Annotated in this window: 16 protein-coding genes; 2 read left to right on the plus strand and 14 right to left on the minus strand. The window is 62.8% G+C overall.

Features of this window, described 5'->3' with window-relative positions; translation table 11 throughout:
• Nucleotides 1–3: 3 nt before the first annotated feature.
• From ACR30Z_RS20170 to ACR30Z_RS20200, 7 genes are all read right to left on the minus strand, one after another.
• Nucleotides 4–915, minus strand: a complete 912-nt coding sequence (locus ACR30Z_RS20170) for an SseB family protein (RefSeq protein WP_434374401.1) — start codon at nucleotides 913–915, stop codon at nucleotides 4–6.
• A complete protein-coding gene (gene priA, locus ACR30Z_RS20175; RefSeq protein ID WP_144652173.1) occupies nucleotides 915–1658 on the minus strand; it encodes a bifunctional 1-(5-phosphoribosyl)-5-((5-phosphoribosylamino)methylideneamino)imidazole-4-carboxamide isomerase/phosphoribosylanthranilate isomerase PriA in 744 nt (247 codons plus the stop codon). The genes ACR30Z_RS20170 and priA overlap by 1 nt, the downstream gene beginning before the upstream one ends.
• Before the next feature lie 48 nt (nucleotides 1659–1706).
• A complete protein-coding gene (locus tag ACR30Z_RS20180; protein ID WP_434374402.1) occupies nucleotides 1707–1865 on the minus strand; it encodes a hypothetical protein in 159 nt (52 codons plus the stop codon).
• Nucleotides 1866–2609, minus strand: coding sequence for an imidazole glycerol phosphate synthase subunit HisH (hisH, locus tag ACR30Z_RS20185; protein ID WP_434374403.1), 744 nt, complete (start codon nucleotides 2607–2609; stop codon nucleotides 1866–1868).
• Complete coding sequence (gene hisB / locus ACR30Z_RS20190) at nucleotides 2606–3232, minus strand: imidazoleglycerol-phosphate dehydratase HisB (protein ID WP_274262556.1); 627 nt, start codon at nucleotides 3230–3232, stop codon at nucleotides 2606–2608. The genes hisH and hisB overlap by 4 nt, the downstream gene beginning before the upstream one ends.
• Before the next feature lie 47 nt (nucleotides 3233–3279).
• Nucleotides 3280–4398 carry a histidinol-phosphate transaminase gene (locus ACR30Z_RS20195; RefSeq protein ID WP_434374404.1) on the minus strand — a complete coding sequence of 373 codons (1119 nt, stop codon included), beginning with the start codon at nucleotides 4396–4398 and terminating at the stop codon, nucleotides 3280–3282.
• Nucleotides 4399–4476: 78 nt separating this feature from the next.
• A complete protein-coding gene (locus ACR30Z_RS20200; protein WP_144652177.1) occupies nucleotides 4477–4836 on the minus strand; it encodes a LysM peptidoglycan-binding domain-containing protein in 360 nt (119 codons plus the stop codon).
• A 345-nt stretch (nucleotides 4837–5181) separates the two neighbouring features.
• Between ACR30Z_RS20200 and lexA the strand changes: the two genes are divergently transcribed.
• Entirely contained in the window at nucleotides 5182–5925 is a 744-nt protein-coding gene (gene lexA / locus ACR30Z_RS20205) for a transcriptional repressor LexA (RefSeq protein WP_090822501.1), read from the plus strand.
• Here the strand turns inward: lexA and ACR30Z_RS20210 are convergent.
• The gene (locus ACR30Z_RS20210) at nucleotides 5922–7982 is read right to left on the minus strand and encodes an ATP-dependent DNA helicase (RefSeq protein ID WP_144652178.1); all 2061 of its coding nucleotides are present in this window, start codon (nucleotides 7980–7982) and stop codon (nucleotides 5922–5924) included. The genes lexA and ACR30Z_RS20210 overlap by 4 nt on opposite strands.
• Nucleotides 7975–9537 carry a GTPase HflX gene (gene hflX, locus ACR30Z_RS20215; RefSeq protein ID WP_144652179.1) on the minus strand — a complete coding sequence of 521 codons (1563 nt, stop codon included), beginning with the start codon at nucleotides 9535–9537 and terminating at the stop codon, nucleotides 7975–7977. Before hflX ends, ACR30Z_RS20210 begins: the two co-directional genes overlap by 8 nt.
• A 494-nt stretch (nucleotides 9538–10031) precedes the next feature.
• Between hflX and ACR30Z_RS20220 the strand changes: the two genes are divergently transcribed.
• A complete protein-coding gene (locus tag ACR30Z_RS20220) occupies nucleotides 10032–10646 on the plus strand; it encodes a class I SAM-dependent methyltransferase (RefSeq protein ID WP_434374405.1) in 615 nt (204 codons plus the stop codon).
• Here the strand turns inward: ACR30Z_RS20220 and dapF are convergent.
• Genes dapF through recA form a run of 5 tightly spaced genes read right to left on the minus strand, consistent with a single transcriptional unit; the run spans nucleotide 10627 to nucleotide 15690 of the window.
• Nucleotides 10627–11595: a diaminopimelate epimerase gene (gene dapF / locus ACR30Z_RS20225; RefSeq protein ID WP_144652181.1), complete on the minus strand. Its 969-nt coding sequence runs from the start codon at nucleotides 11593–11595 to the stop codon at nucleotides 10627–10629. The genes ACR30Z_RS20220 and dapF overlap by 20 nt on opposite strands.
• Nucleotides 11596–11633: 38 nt before the next feature.
• Nucleotides 11634–12566, minus strand: coding sequence for a tRNA (adenosine(37)-N6)-dimethylallyltransferase MiaA (gene miaA / locus ACR30Z_RS20230; protein ID WP_434374406.1), 933 nt, complete (start codon nucleotides 12564–12566; stop codon nucleotides 11634–11636).
• A 19-nt stretch (nucleotides 12567–12585) separates the two neighbouring features.
• Nucleotides 12586–14115: a tRNA (N6-isopentenyl adenosine(37)-C2)-methylthiotransferase MiaB gene (miaB, locus tag ACR30Z_RS20235; protein ID WP_434374407.1), complete on the minus strand. Its 1530-nt coding sequence runs from the start codon at nucleotides 14113–14115 to the stop codon at nucleotides 12586–12588.
• The gene (locus tag ACR30Z_RS20240; protein WP_434374408.1) at nucleotides 14115–14657 is read right to left on the minus strand and encodes a regulatory protein RecX; all 543 of its coding nucleotides are present in this window, start codon (nucleotides 14655–14657) and stop codon (nucleotides 14115–14117) included. Before ACR30Z_RS20240 ends, miaB begins: the two co-directional genes overlap by 1 nt.
• A complete protein-coding gene (gene recA / locus ACR30Z_RS20245; RefSeq protein WP_144652185.1) occupies nucleotides 14647–15690 on the minus strand; it encodes a recombinase RecA in 1044 nt (347 codons plus the stop codon). Before recA ends, ACR30Z_RS20240 begins: the two co-directional genes overlap by 11 nt.
• Between the last annotated feature and the right edge of the window lie 178 nt (nucleotides 15691–15868).

Below are 15868 nucleotides of genomic sequence, written 5' to 3' on the forward strand. Positions count from 1 at the left end.
CCATTAATGCGGCGCGGGCTCCTGTGCTGCACGCTGCAGTTTTACTTCAATGGAATCAACGCCTTCGGCAAAGGAATCCATCCGTGCCCACGCCTCGTTCAGTTGGGCAACGAGCGCCTGCACGGCTACGGCGTCGAGGCCATCCTCCAGGAAGAGCACTACGCGCAGTTCGGGCCCAGCGCCGCCGCCGGATACCTGACGCCCGTCGGCCGTCAGCGACGCAACGCCGCCGCCAGGTTGTGTCTCAAGTCGGCGAACCGTCCGAAAGGCCGAAACCGTGGAAGCGAGAGCAGCCTCCAGTTGATCATCAAGGTAGGACGGCGTCCAGTCCTTCTGCTGTGCCAGGGCCCACATGGCGGGACGCCGCACCACAAACGTGAAGTCCGAGCCAGGGTCCAGTACCAACAACTGTGCGCCCTCCGAGACTGCCGAAAGAGCGGCGCGGGCTGCATAGACAGCCACAGGCCGGGCTTCGGAATGCCACGCCTCAAGGGCGGCCGCCGAGGTGAACACGGGCATGGCAGTGCGGCCATCAGGCGCTTTGAGTGTGACCAATGCCATATCAGCTTGCTTGTCCGCGTGCAGGCCGTCGACGCCTGCGGCTTCTTCAGCAAGTTGGGCAACAACCGGAACGAAGACCCGTACCGTCGCCAGGGAGGCAACGACGTCGGACTCACTGCCGGTTCCGCCGATCAGCGCCTCGATGGCTGCCACGTAGCCGGGATCTGCCAGGCCGTCGTCATCCTCGAAGTTGTGGATCTTGGCATCGTCTCCGCTGAGGCTTCTGCCCGCCCAAGGCTGTCCCGCGGAGTCAGTTGCTCCCCCGGCACCCGCCAATGCGGCGGCTATGTGGCCGGGAAGCTCACGCCTGCCATGGCCGTGATCCCCGTGCCCGTGTCCTGCATCGTGGGGCATCAGCGGCGACCGGCGACGTCCAGGGCCTCGGGCAACGTGAAGGCGCCGGCGTACAGAGCCTTACCCACGATCGCGCCCTCGACGCCCAGCGGTACGAGTTCACGCAGCACACGGAGGTCTTCCAAGCTGGAGATACCACCGGAGGCCACAACAGGCTTGCCCGTCTTCTCCACCATCTGGCGCAGAAGTTCGACATTGGGTCCCTGCAGAGTTCCATCCTTGGTGACATCGGTGACCACGTAGCGCGCACAGCCGGCATCCTCCAACCGGGCCAGAACCTCCCAGAGGTCGCCACCTTCCTTGGTCCAACCGCGTCCAGCCAGTGTCGTGCCGCGGACATCAAGGCCGACGGCGATCTTGTCACCGAAGCGGTCGATGGCGCGTCGGGTCCATTCCGGGTTCTCAAGGGCTGCGGTGCCAAGGTTGACCCGAGCGACACCCAGTTCCAAGGCACGTTCCAGGGACTCGTCATCCCGCAATCCACCGGACAGCTCAACCTTGACGTTCAGCTGTGACACCACATCGCTGATGAGGTCTGCATTGTTGCCACGACCGAAGGCGGCGTCGAGGTCCACCATGTGAACCCACTCCGCACCGGCATTCTGCCAGTTCAAGGCTGCTTCGAGTGGTGTTCCGTAGCTGGTTTCCGAGCCGGCTTCTCCCTGCAGGAGACGGACCGCCTGGCCATCAACGATGTCGACGGCGGGCAGGAGTTCCAGAACGGACTGGGCAGAGGTGGTCATGAGTGTCCTTGGAGTTGAGAGGCGACGCGGGCTTTTGCGGTGACCGGGTCAGTTACCGGGCAGCGTCAGGAGGTAGGCGGCCAGCAGGGACATCCCGGCCAGCACGTAGAAGGAAATCGAGACCCATCTGGGCTTCTTCTGCTGGTGGAAGGAAATACCCCCGCCCACCAGGAGGCCGGCAAGTCCCATGAGGACGACGGACCACATTTAGGCAGCCCCGCTTGCGGACGCTTCCGGAGCCGGCTTTCGCAGGCCGTCAACCCAGTTGCACAGGAGTCGAGCTCCTGCGTCGCCTGACTTCTCCGGGTGGAATTGCGTGGCGCAGAGAGGGCCGTTCTCGACGGCGGCAATGAAGCGTGCGCCGTGCTCGGACCACGTCACCAGGGGCGGAGCCATGCGAGGCTGCACGACGTCGAAGTTCCACTCCTGCACGCCATATGAGTGCACAAAGTAGAAGCGTTCCTGCTCGACACCGGCGAAAAGCCTGGAGCCCTCGGGAACGTCCACGGTGTTCCACCCCATGTGCGGAACAACGGGGGCAGGAAGCAGCTCCACCTTGCCCGGCCACTCGGCCATGCCTTCGGATTCCGTTCCGTGCTCCACGCCGGCTTCGAAGAGGACCTGCAGGCCTACGCAGATGGCAAGCACTGGACGGCCACCGGCAACCCGGCGTCCGATCATGCGAATGCCATCAACGGACTTCAGTTCCTTCATGACGGTCTCGAAGGCACCGACCCCGGGAACCACCAGGCCGTCGGCGTTCAGTACGTCTTCAGGTTTGGAACTGAGTACCACGTGGGCCCCGGCACGCTCGAGCGCGCGGACTGCGGACCGAACGTTGCCGGATCCATAATCCAGCACTGTCACGGTGGGCTTGCCCTCCGGCGACTCAGGCTTGACCGAAGCCTTGGCGTCAATGACTGCCCCGTCTTTCAGGACCTGCCCGCTCATAGCGCTCCCTTGGTGGAGGGGATTCCCTCGACCCGTGGGTCGGACTCCACTGCTGCGCGAAGTGCCCGTGCGAATGCCTTGAACTGGGCTTCGACTATGTGGTGCGGGTCCCTGCCGGCGAGAACGTTCATGTGCAGGCAAATACCGGCGTGCAAGGTGATGGCCTCGAAAACGTGCCGGGTCAACGAACCGGTGAAGTGGCCACCGATCAGGTGGTACTCCTGTCCGGCGGGCTCGCCGCCGTGAACCAGGTACGGGCGGCCGGAAACATCCACTACCGCGTGGGCCAGGGCTTCGTCCAGGGGCACCGTCGCTTCGCCGAAGCGCCGAATGCCGGCCTTGTTGCCCAATGCGGTGCGCAACACCTCTCCGAAGGTGATAGCCACATCCTCAACGGTGTGGTGTGCGTCGATGTGCGTGTCCCCGGTGGCCTTGACGGTCATATCAATCAGGGAGTGCTTGCACAGCGCGGTCAGCATGTGGTCGTAGAACGGAACCGAGGTGCTGATGTCCGAGATACCGGAGCCGTCCAGGTTGATCTCCACCAGGACTGAAGATTCGCTGGTGGTGCGCTCCATGCGCGCAGTGCGGGCAGCGGACGGCGTCGCGCCGGTTTCGCTCATTGGGACGTCCTTATACACGGAGGGGTGGGTTGGGTCTATAGACAAGTTTAGGCGGGCTGGGAGGCCGGTCCGTCCAGCAGGGCTTCCAACGCCTCCAGGAAGGCGGTGGTTTCCGGCTCGGTTCCGGCAGTGACCCGCAGGTGTCCCGGGATGCCAACGTCACGAATCAGCACTCCGGCATCCAACAAACCCTGCCAGATGGCGTGCGGATTGGTGAGTCCGCCGAAGAAGACATAGTTGGAGTCCGACGCCGCTGGCTTCAGCCCCATGCGGAGGAGTTCCGTCACGATGCGGTCGCGCTGCACCTTGATGTCCTCGACGTCGGCCATCAGGGCTTCGCGGTGATTGAGTGCTGCGAGGGCAGTGGCCTGCGTGACGGCGGACAGGTGGTACGGCAGGCGTACCAGCCTGATGGCATCCGTAACCTCGGGCGCTGCAGCCATATAGCCCAGCCGCGCACCAGCCAGGGCGAATGCCTTGCTCATGGTGCGTGAGACGATCAGCCGCTCGCGGCCAGGCAGCAGGGTCAGGGCACTCGGCGTATTGTCGTGCGCGAACTCGTGATAGGCCTCGTCCACAATCACCATTGCCTGGCTCGCTTCGCCGGCCTCGTAGACGGCCTCCACCACGTCCAAGCCCAGCCCTGTCCCCGTGGGATTGTTGGGCGAGCACAGGAAAACGATGTTGGCACCGGTTTCCCGGACTTGGGCAGCGGCCGACTCCGCGTCCAACCCATAGTCGTCGGCACGGACGCCACGGACATACTCGGTGTCCGTGCCGCTGGCGAGCAACGGGTACATGGAATACGTAGGCGGGAAGCCAAGGGCTTTGCGCCCCGGACCACCAAATGCTTGGAGGATCTGCTGCAGGACCTCGTTTGATCCGTTGGCGGCCCAGATATTGTCCGGGGAGAGTCCGTGACCAAGGTACTCGGCCAGCGACTGGCGAAGTTCCGTGAACTCGCGGTCCGGGTAGCGGTTCAGTCCCGTGGCCGCAGCAGCGACGGCTTCAGTGATGGCGGCCTGGACATCCGCAGGGACACCATGGGTGTTCTCGTTGACGTTGAGCAAAATAGGGACATCAAGCTGCGGTGCGCCGTAGGGGCTCAGTCCACGCAGGTTGGTCCGGAGGGGAAGTCGGTCAAGTCGCTCAAGCTGGTCACTCACCACGTCAGTTTAAGGTGCCGCCGGGACTGCCGACTAACTGTGACGCCGGAGCATCCGTTTCCCTGCTGGTGGAGCGACTCAGTTGGCTGGGACAAACAGCTGCTGGCCGGGCTGGATACGTCCGCCGCGGAGGTCGTTCAACTGGATGATTTCCGCGATGACATCGCGCGGATCGCGCTCCGGAGCGGCTGCACCGGCGATACCCCACAGGGATTGGCCAGGTTGCACAGTGACGGTAACCGCCACCGGCGGATGCAGCTGAGCCTGCGAGTCCGAGGCCTTGGCGGGCGAAGTGATGAATCCGGCGAGGCTTAGCAGCGCAGCCACCAGCAGCATCGCGGGAATGCCGAAGAAGACCATCCGACCCCGACGGGTGAGCCGCAGGCGCGAGGGAGCCTGAGTGGTGCGGAAATCAGCGAACGTAGTGATTGCGGACATGAGCTGAGCCCTTCTGAGCTATTGCCTCACGCCGGAGTGCCCGGCGTTCGACTGCCAATTCTTTGTGTCCCCCTCCACCGACCCCGATGTTCGAACACTTTCTTCGAACATCCCGCATCAGCATCAGGTTTATAGAACACATATTCGAACCTTGCTATGACATTTTTAGCACTTATCAACGAACGGTGTCGAGACTCGCTAGAACAAATGTTTGATAAACGCCTGTGGCTGCCCTACGTTTGAGTGAAGAAACAGCACTGTTTCAGTGGAACAGGAGGGTCTGACATTTTTCAGGCCCTGCATCCCGGAGACTCTTCGGGGCGGAATGGAAAGGCATTGGCGAACATGGCAGCGAAAGCCACAGGCGGCGGGGCACCCCTGCGGAGCCAACAGCCTCAGAAGAGTCCCAAGAGCCTGACTGTCCGGCAGAAGAAAATCCTGGAGACCATCCAGCGGTCAGTGAACGACAACGGCTATCCCCCCAGCATGCGCGAAATCGGCGACACCGTGGGCCTCGCCAGTTTGTCGAGCGTCACCCACCAGCTCTCCCAATTGGAAAAACTGGGCTACCTCCGCCGCGATCCCAAGCGTCCCCGGGCCATGGAAGTCCTCATGCCGTTGACCCTCGACGGCGGGCCCATCCCTGGAGTTGAAGCGCCTACGACGCTTCGCAGCGCAGGAGGCCTCGCCGTGACGGAGCTGGCCAGCGCCAGCGATACCGCCATGGTTCCCCTGGTAGGCCGCATCGCAGCGGGCGGTCCAATCCTGGCGGACCAGACAGTGGAAGACGTACTCCCGCTGCCTCGGCAGCTCGTGGGACATGGCGAACTGTTCATGCTCAAGGTTGCCGGCGACTCCATGATTGATGCCGCCATTTGCGACGGGGACTGGGTGGTTGTCCGGCGGCAAAACGACGCCATCAACGGCGACATCGTGGCGGCACTCCTGGACGACGAGGCCACCGTAAAGACCTTCCGCCAGCGGGACGGGCACACGTGGCTGCTCCCGCAAAACACCCAATACGAACCCATCCTTGGCGATCAAGCCACCATCATGGGCAAGGTCGTCTCGGTCCTGCGTTCCCTCTAGGGGGCTTTGGCCGACCCCAGACGCTCCAGGACCCCACGCACCACCGCTCGGTCGGTCGTGGCCCAGAACGGTGGCAGCGCGGCCCGCAGGAAACCGCCATAGCGTTCTGTCGAGAGCCGTGAGTCGAGCACAGCCACGACACCTTTGTCACCGGTGGAACGGATGAGGCGTCCAGCGCCCTGCGCCAGCCGGATCGCGGCATGTGTTGCCGAAACCGCCATGAAACCGTTCCCGCCTGACTGTGCGACGGCCCGTGAGCGGGCAGTCATCAGGGGGTCATCCGGACGAGGAAAAGGAATGCGGTCGATCACCACGAGCCGGCAGGAACCACCCGGCACGTCGACGCCCTGCCACAGGGACATGGTTCCGAAGAGGCAGGTATCCGGCTCGTCCGCGAATTGCTTCACCAAGGCCGCCATGGTGGATTCGCCTTGGCAGAGGATGTCCACGTCCAGGCGCAGCCGCATGGCATCCGCAGCTTCCTCGGCAGCCCGCCGAGAGGAGAAGAGACACAGTGCTCCGCCGCCGGACGCGCGGATGAGGTCTTCCAACTCATCGAGCGCTTCGGGTGAAGTACCCCGGCCAGGTTTAGGCAGATGCTTCGCTACGTACAACACGCCCTGCTTGGGATAGTCGAACGGCGATCCAACATCGATGCCGGTCCAGCTTGGTGCCCCGTCGCCGATCAGGCCGAGGCCGCCGGCGGCCGGTTCGAAGGCCGAGCCGATGGCCAGCGTAGCTGAGGTAAGCACCACGGTGTGGCCGGCAAAGAGACCCTCCCGGAGCCGTCCCGCGACGCTGAGCGGAGCGATGTTGATGAGGGCAGGTGCGGTCTCGTCAGGTTGCGAATAACCCTGTTGGGGGTCGAAGGTGCTGTTCCGCGAGAACCACACTACTTCCCGGTTCTCCTTGGCCGCGAGCATACGCTCGCACAGTTCAAGAATGAGCATGAGCCGTGAACGCGCAAGCTGCCTGCCGCCGTCCACCGCGTTTGAAGAGTCCGTCTTCGAATCGGACAGCGCCGCGCGCGTGGCGTCCCGCAGCTGGTCCAGGCAATCGAGCTGCTCGTCACTGAGCCCGCTGGGCAACAGCCCATTGGACACGCCGGCTATGGCCATATCCAACCGGTCGGCCGCAGCATTGAGCGCATCCACCGTGATGGCGGTGTGCTTGCGCGCACTCGATGCCGCGGCGTGGACCATGGCCACCGACAACTGGCCCGAAACGGCGCCCGTCACACGGTCTTGGAGCTCATGCGCCTCGTCCACCACCACCACGTCGTACTCAGGCAGCACAGCCAGGCCCTCGAAGGCGCTGACGGCCAACATGGCGTGGTTGGTGACCACCACATCGGCCTCCGCGGCGCGGGAACGAGCCAGCTCACTGAAGCACTCTTCAGCTACGGGGCACTTCTGGGCACCCAAGCACTCCATGGACGTCACTGAAACCTGTCGCCAGGCCCTGTCAGTGACGCCGGGCATGAGTTCGTCCCTATCTCCGGTCGCGGTTTTCTCGGCCCATTCGCGGAGCCGGACCACTTCCTTGCCCAGCTGCGATTGCGGACCGCCCATGGACGCAGCGAAATGCGGCACGCTGGTGTCTTCGCCCAGGGAGAACAGCTGCCCTTCGGAGGGTTCCTCGCTGGGGAACCCTCCCTCGAGTTTCTGCAGGCACACGTAGTTCGCCCTGCCCTTGACGAGTGCCACGTTGACGGGCCGTTCAAGGGCAGGGTTGATGGTCTCCAGCAACCGGGGAAGGTCCCGGCCAACAATTTGGGTCTGGAGTGCCAAAGTGGCGGTGGACACCAGTGTGGGTTTATCGCTGTCCATGGAGTGCGCAATTAACGGAATCAGGTACGCCAAGGACTTACCTGTTCCCGTCCCTGCCTGGACCAGCAAATGCTCTCCGGTCTCAATCGCCCGGGTGACATGCTTGGCCATTTCGTGCTGGCCGGCACGGCTTTGACCGCCCATGCCGGCAACAGCCCGATCCAACAACTCGAGGGTGGCCTTCTCCCCCACCGACTCGACGGCGTCCGCCGCCACCTTCTCAACCATTGCTGACGAATGACTCCAGTTCGGCTGCCAGTCCTTCGCGGACCATGACAACCACGCGCGTTCCGTTTTCTTCGTGATCAAGGCTGAGGATCTCCGAGTCGGAGCTGTGCAGCTTGTTGATCATGTCGCCACGTTCGTAGGGAATCAACAGCTCCAGGCGCACGCCGGGCCGGGGAATGGACTGGCTGATGTCTTCCAAGAGTTCAGCAATGCCCTGGCCAGTGCGTGTGGAAACCACAGCGTGGCGCGGTTCCTTCTGCTTGAGGCGTTCCACTACAAACGGGTCCGCCACATCAACCTTGTTGAGGACGATGATCTCGGGAACCTTCCGCGCATCCACTTCGGTGAAGACAGCCCGCACGGCAGCGATCTGTCCCTCCGGGTCGGGGTGCGAAGCATCCACGACGTGGAGGATCAAATCAGCATCTGCCACTTCCTCCAACGTTGACCGGAAGGCCTCAATCAGTTGGGTTGGCAGGGAGCGAACGAACCCAACGGTATCTGCCAGGGTGTAGCCAATGCCGTCAGGGGTCTGCGCTTTCCGAACCGTGGGGTCCAAGGTTGCGAACAGGGCATTCTCCACCAGGACACCCGCGTCCGTAAGGCGGTTCAACAGTGACGACTTGCCGGCGTTCGTGTACCCGGCAATGGCAACTGACGGAACGGCATTACGACGACGGTTGGCCCGCTTGGTTTCGCGCGCCGGCTTCATCGCGGCGATTTCACGACGCAGCTTGGCCATGCGGGTACGGATACGCCGGCGATCAAGTTCGATCTTGGTTTCACCCGGACCGCGCGAGCCCATGCCTGCACCGGCTCCGCCCACCTGGCCACCGGCCTGACGGGACATGGAGTCACCCCAACCGCGGAGGCGCGGGAGCAGGTATTCGAGCTGTGCGAGCTCAACCTGGGCCTTGCCTTCACGGCTCTTCGCGTGCTGGGCGAAGATGTCCAGGATCAGCGTGGTGCGGTCAACGACCTTGACCTTCACGATGTCTTCAAGGCCGCGTCGCTGCGATGGCGCGAGTTCAGTGTCCACCACCACGGTGTCGGCACCGGTGGCGGCAACGATGTCCTTAAGTTCCTGGGCCTTGCCTGACCCCAGGAACGTCCCCGGGTCCGGCTTCATGCGGCGTTGAACCAAGCCGTCCAGAACTTCGGAACCGGCGGTCTCTGCCAAAGCGGCCAGCTCACGGAGCGAGTTTTCGGCATCGGCCAGGGTGCCTTCGGTCCAGAGGCCTGCCAGGACGACGCGCTCGAGGCGCAGTTGCCGGTACTCAACTTCGGTGACATCTTCAAGTTCCGTGGACAGTCCCGCGGTACGACGCAGTGCACGACGTTCGGCCAGGTCTTCCTGGTCACCGTCGTAGATGCTGTGTTCCTGGTCCAGCGTGGAAATCGCCTGCGCCTTACCGAACACGCCGCTGGCGTCGTTGTCGTCGGATGCCTGCGCTGGTACATCCTTGGAAAGAATCCGGTCGATGACGGCCTGGATTTGTTCAGGACTCATGTCCTGGGCGTCGGAATCGGATCCGGAGTGCTTCTGGGTGGTCATGGTCTCCTTAGACTGTTCGGCAATTCCAGAATAGTGCTGTTTGCTGCCCAATGGGGCGCTATTCGCGCTGGGCTGACGGGCTTGGGCCAAAGGGGCCTCCTGTGTGCTGTACAGCCAGCCCTCAATGGGGCTGTGGCTGTTGGTGATCGAGCGTGGTTGGATCCGCGAGGAGGTTCCCGGCAAACTGGAGGGCGCACTGTCCATGATTCGGCCGCGCAATAGCTGGCGGTCCACTGCGAACACAGGGGTGGGCGGGATCTTCAGAGCATCCGTCTCCGCACTATAGGGAGCCGAACTGAGCCGGGTGGACCTGCCGGGCGGAAAGGCCTGTGGCTGGGCTGTGCCAGGTGAGGGCCTGCGTCGCGGGCGGTGCCGTATGTCGGCTGATTACTCGAAGATCAAGAACATGCGTTCCACAATAGCATCAGGTGTCAAACACCCGCTTGGCAGGGGCAGTTTCCCAAGGCGCCGTTAGCCAACTAATCTGGCAAATTATGGAGTCTGCACACTATTTCACCGCTCAACCCGCCGGACCGTTCACCCGAAAGCCCCTCACAGTGGAGCTTGCTGGAGCCACACGCCACTTGCAGACCTCTTCAGGCATCTTCAGCCCCGACGGTGTGGACAAGGGGACGGCAGTACTTTTTGCCGAGGTCCCCCCGCCTTCTCCTCAAGGAAATTTGCTGGACATCGGATGCGGTTGGGGGCCGATCGCCCTCACGCTGGGCCTTTCGGCCCCTAACGCCCAGGTGTACGCCGTTGACGTCAACGAGCGGTGCGTCACCCTCACCAACGAGAATGCGGCAGCTGTGGGTTTGGGCAACGTCACCGCCAGCCTTCCGCACGAAGTAGATCCCGGCGTCGAATTCGACACCATCTGGTCCAACCCGCCCATCCGCATCGGCAAGGCCGAACTCCACTCTCTGCTGCTCACGTGGCTGCCCCGCCTCGCACCCGGCGGGAACGCCTGGCTGGTGGTTCAGAAGAACCTGGGCGCCGACTCGCTGCAACGATGGCTGGCCACCGAACTGGACGCATCCTTCACAGTCTCACGCGAGAGCACGTCCAAGTCCTTCAGGATCCTTCGGGTCAGGAAAGCATCCCAGTAGCCACAATCACGGCCGGGCCGCTGAGCTCAACGTGCTCGCGGCCACCTGCACCCGGAAAGAACTTAACGCCCACGACGCCGCCCGGAACCTTGACGTGCCAATCGTTCGGTGCCGTTGCGCCCGCCCAGTGGCGGATGGCGACGGCTGCCGCGCAGGCGCCCGTGCCGCAAGACTGGGTCTCCCCCACACCTCGCTCGTGAACCCTCATGGTGATGGTTCCTACGCCTTCTTCCACCAACGGTTCGGCGGGAACCACGAATTCGACATTCGTACCGTTGACGGGCTTCGGGTCAACCAAGGGAGCTTTGAACAGTTCCGTGGCCGCAAGCTCGCCGAGTTCGGCAAGGGCCACGACCGTGTGCGGGTTGCCCATGCTCACGGACAGGCCCGGCCGTGCTACTTCCAGTCCGTCGGCGCTGACCAAGGCATCCATCGCCTTGCTGGTTGCTTCGTTGGGGAAGATGAACTCCCAGGGGCCCATGTCTACGGCATAGCCGTTGACCGTACGGACAACCTTCTTGACGCCGCCACGTGTTCCGATGGTCAGGGTTTGGCCGGGTCCAAGATCAACCAAACCTTCCTCGATGAGGAAATGGACGAAGACGCGGACGCCGTTGCCACACATTTCGGAGAGGGAACCGTCTCCGTTGCGGTAATCCATGAACCACTCCGCTGCAGGATCCTGTTCCAGCAGGGTGCGGCCTTCAGGAAGAAACCGTGAGGGAACGGCACGGATGAGTCCATCGCCCCCAATGCCAATATGGCGGTCGCACAAATGCGCCACCTGGTCCGGTGTGATCTCGTGCGCGTCGCCTGGATCAGCAATGAGGACGAAGTCGTTACCCGTTCCGTGGCCCTTGGAAAAAGCCAATCCGGCAAGGCTGGCAGTGGGGGCGGGGGCACCCGCAGCTGTGGGCTGCGGCACGGGAACTTCGACGGTTTCATCCATGGAATCAAGGCTACCTTCCACGCGGGTTCGGCCCGAAATTACCCTGAGCTTTGAGTACCGTTGGCACTGGCGACGGCCTTGGCCAACAGCTCGGAATCCTGCCAGTCCAGCCACGTGATGCGGGGATCTCCGCGGAACCACGTGAGTTGGCGCCGGGCGAACTGCCTGGTGGCCACAATGGTCTCTTCGACTGCCGCCTCCACTTCCATGTGGCCGTCCAGAACCTTCAAGAACTGGGAGTACCCCAAGGCACGTGAGGCTGTCTTCCCATGCCGAAGCCCCAAGGCGTCAAGCCGCTCCACCTCCTGCTGAAGGCCGGCGTCGACCATCCGGTGCACGCGGACGGCCAGTCGTTCCCTCAGCTCCTCGCGATCCACCGACAGGCCGATCTGAACCGCAGGTTGGAAATACTCACGCTGCGGCATGAACGAACTGAAGGGCCGTCCGGTCAGTCCGTGCACTTCCAAGGCACGGATCACCCGCCTGGCATCCCCGAGGCGAGCGGCCGAGACAGGGTCCACTTCCTCAAGACGCGCCCGCAGCGGTGCCAGGCCATGGGCTTCACACTCGCCTTCGAGGCCCTTCCGAAGCGCAGGATCGGTGCCCGGGAACTCCAGGACATCCAGGGCCGCCCGCACATACAGGCCGGACCCTCCCACCAGGATGGCGCGTTTTCCCCGCGAGTGAATGTCCATGATGGCAGCGCGGCATTCCTCTTGGAAGTCGGCGACGCTGGCTTCCTGCGTGACGTCCATGGTGTCCAAGAGGTGGTGCGGAACACCTTTGCGCTCCTCCACGTTGATCTTGGCTGTGCCAATGTCCATGCCTCGGTAGAACTGCAAGGCGTCGGCGTTGATGACTTCGCCGTCCAGCGCCAAAGCCAGGCTGACGCCCAAATCCGACTTGCCGGAACCGGTGGGGCCTACCACCGCAATGACAGGCAAGGGCCTTTCCTGTGGGGAGTGCGACATGTGATCCTCGGGTCCGCAGCTAGGCTCGCCGGACCGGCAAGGACGGCATGCCCAACGACACCCCGGTCTTGCCTGACGGCGATCCCGTCGCGGGCACACCGCAGGATTCAGCCTGCGCACGGTCCCAAGCATCGCCTGCCCTGGAACGGCGCAGGGTGTAATCCCCCGCGGTGGCAGGATCCGCGACAAGGTGGAAGGCCGCGGCCTCAGTGATGGTCACGGTGACGAAATCACCGGGGCGAGGAGTCTCAGCACCGGCCGGCACAGAGAAGTGCACCAGTCTCTGGTCGGTCGAACGTCCGGACAACCGGTGGGTTTCGCCCGCTTTTCGCCCTGACTGGGCAGTCACCAGAATTTCGACCTGGCGCCCCAGCTGCCGGGCGTTCTCTTCGGCCGCAATGCGGTCCTGCAGTGCAGTGAGCCGCTCATAGCGCTCCTGGACAACGGTTTTGGGGAGTTGCTCCGGCAGCTCGGCCGCGGGCGTCCCTGGTCGCTTGGAATACTGAAAGGTGAAGGCCGACGCGAAACGGGACTTCTCAACTACGTCCAGGGTAGCCTGGAAGTCTTCCTCAGTCTCCCCCGGGAACCCGACGATGATGTCCGTGGTGATGGCAGCGTTGGGAATCCGTTCCCGAACCTTATCCAGGATCCCAAGGAACTTGCTGGAGCGATAGGAGCGGCGCATGTCCTTAAGGACCTTGTCCGAGCCTGACTGGAGCGGCATGTGCAACTGAGGCATGACGTTGGGAGTCTCGGCCATGGCGTCGATAACGTCGTCAGTGAAGGCCGCCGGGTGGGGGCTGGTGAACCGAACGCGCTCGAGTCCTTCGATCTCGCCGCAGGCCCGCAGCAACTTGGAGAATGCCAAACGATCCCCGAATTCAACGCCATAAGAATTCACGTTTTGGCCGAGCAAGGTGACTTCCACAGCCCCGTCATCCACCAATGACTGGATTTCGGCAAGGATTTCACCGGGCCGGCGGTCCTTCTCCTTGCCGCGGAGTGAGGGCACGATGCAGAAGGTGCAGGTGTTGTTGCAGCCCACGGAGATGGAGACCCACCCCGAGTAGACCGAGTCCCGCTTGGTAGGCAACGTTGAGGGAAAGACGTCCAAGGACTCGAGGATTTCGAGTTGTGCCTCGTTGTTGTGTCGGGCGCGTTTGAGGAGGGCAGGAAGGGCACCGACGTTGTGCGTACCGAATACGGCATCAACCCACGGCGCCTTCTTCACTATGGTTTCGCGGTCCTTCTGCGCAAGGCAACCACCTACGGCAATCTGCATTCCGGGGTTGGCCTCTTTGACCTGCCGCAACTGGCCGAGGTTTCCGTAGAGCTTGTTGTCCGCGTTCTCCCGCACCGCACACGTGTTGAAAACCACGACGTCGGCAATCTCACCTTCAGCGGGAACGTAGCCCGCATCCTCCAGGAGTCCCGCCATGCGTTCCGAGTCATGGACGTTCATCTGGCAGCCAAACGTCCGGACCTGGTAGGTCCTGGGCTCAGCCGAAGGGGTGGTGGCAGCTGCTGGAGAAGGAATGGTCAAACTCACTACTCAAGGGTACCGGCTTCTGCCAGCACCTCACCGACGATCCTGAAGGCCATGGAGGGGGCGTAGCCCTTCCGTGCGAGCATCGAGGCCAACCTCCGCGTGTACTTGTCCCGTTCGGCACGATCTGACAAGTCCACGCCTGGCCGTAGCTTGCGCTGGACGAGTTCCCGCGCAGCCACTTCTTCGTCTTGGTCGCTGAGCTGGGACAGGGCTTCCTCCGCTGCGTCCAGGCCAATGCCTTTATCTGTCAGTTCGCGACGAAGCGCACCCTTGGCCAGTTTTTTGCTTTGCGAGCGGCTGCGGACCCACATCCTGGCAAACTCGGCGTCGTCGATCAGCTGAACTTCTTCGAACCGGTCGAGGACAGCTTCCGTCACGTCCTCGGGAACATTGCGTTCGGCAAGCTTGCGGGCCAACTGCAACCGACTCCGCGGCGCCATCGTCAGCTGTCTGAGGACGATGGCGCGCGCCACGGACTCGGGGTCCGGCTCGGGATCAGAGGCGACGGAGGAGTCGGGGTCCGGCCCTCTCCTAGCCGTCAACGGCCTTCAGCTTCGGAGAGTCTTCCTCCGGCTTGATGACGCCCACGCCAAGCTTCTCCTTGATCAGACGCTCCAGTTCCTGGGCGAGCTCAGGATTATCCCGCAGGAACCTCCGCGAGTTCTCCATGCCCTGGCCGAGCTGATCGCCGTCGTACGTGAACCACGAGCCCGACTTCTTGATGATGCCGTGCTCAACGCCCATGTCGATGATGCCGCCCTCACGGGAGATGCCCTGACCGTAGATGATGTCGAATTCGGCGATCTTGAAGGGCGGGGCCATCTTGTTCTTGACGATCTTTGCCTTGGTCCGGTTACCGACGGAGTCGGCACCCTCCTTCAAGGTCTGGATACGGCGAACGTCAATGCGTACTGAGGCGTAGAACTTCAAGGCCTTACCACCGGTGGTGGTTTCCGGGGATCCGAAGAACACACCGATCTTTTCACGCAACTGGTTGATGAAAATTGCGGTGGTCTTGGTCTGACTCAGGCGGCCAGTAATTTTACGCAGGGCCTGGCTCATGAGTCGCGCCTGCAGACCAACGTGGGAGTCGCCCATTTCGCCTTCGATTTCAGCGCGGGGTACCAAGGCGGCCACGGAGTCAATGACGACGATGTCCAAGGAGCCGGAGCCCACCAGCATGTCCATGATTTCCAGGGCCTGCTCGCCGGTATCCGGCTGGGAGACGAGGAGGGCATCGGTGTCCACGCCGAGCTTGGCGGCGTAGTCCGGGTCCAGGGCGTGCTCAGCATCAATGAAGGCCGCAATGCCGCCAGCGCGCTGTGCGTTGGCTACGGCGTGCAGCGCAACGGTGGTCTTACCTGATGATTCCGGACCATAGATTTCCACGACGCGGCCACGGGGCAGGCCGCCAATGCCAAGGGCGACATCCAATGCAATGGAGCCGGTTGGAATGACCTCGATGGGTGCGCGGGTGTCGTCACCCAAGCGCATGATGGAGCCTTTGCCGAACTGCTTGTCGATCTGGGCAAGCGCTGCTTCAAGCGCCTTCTCACGATCCGGGGTTGCCGCCATGGTTCACACCTCTGATGCTTTCTCGCTGTGGAGTGGCCCGAAAGGCCGCTTTCCTGTCATGTCAGACGCTATTACCTTGCCCTGACATTTTTAGAAGCCGGTTCCGACTATGTGGATAACCGGTTGCTCTGGAATGCGTCTCCGGGATCAATTTTCCTCTCACAGGAGCATATCCCCA

Source organism: Paenarthrobacter sp. FR1 (genome assembly GCF_051106045.1).
GTDB lineage: Bacteria > Actinomycetota > Actinomycetes > Actinomycetales > Micrococcaceae > Arthrobacter > Arthrobacter nitroguajacolicus_A.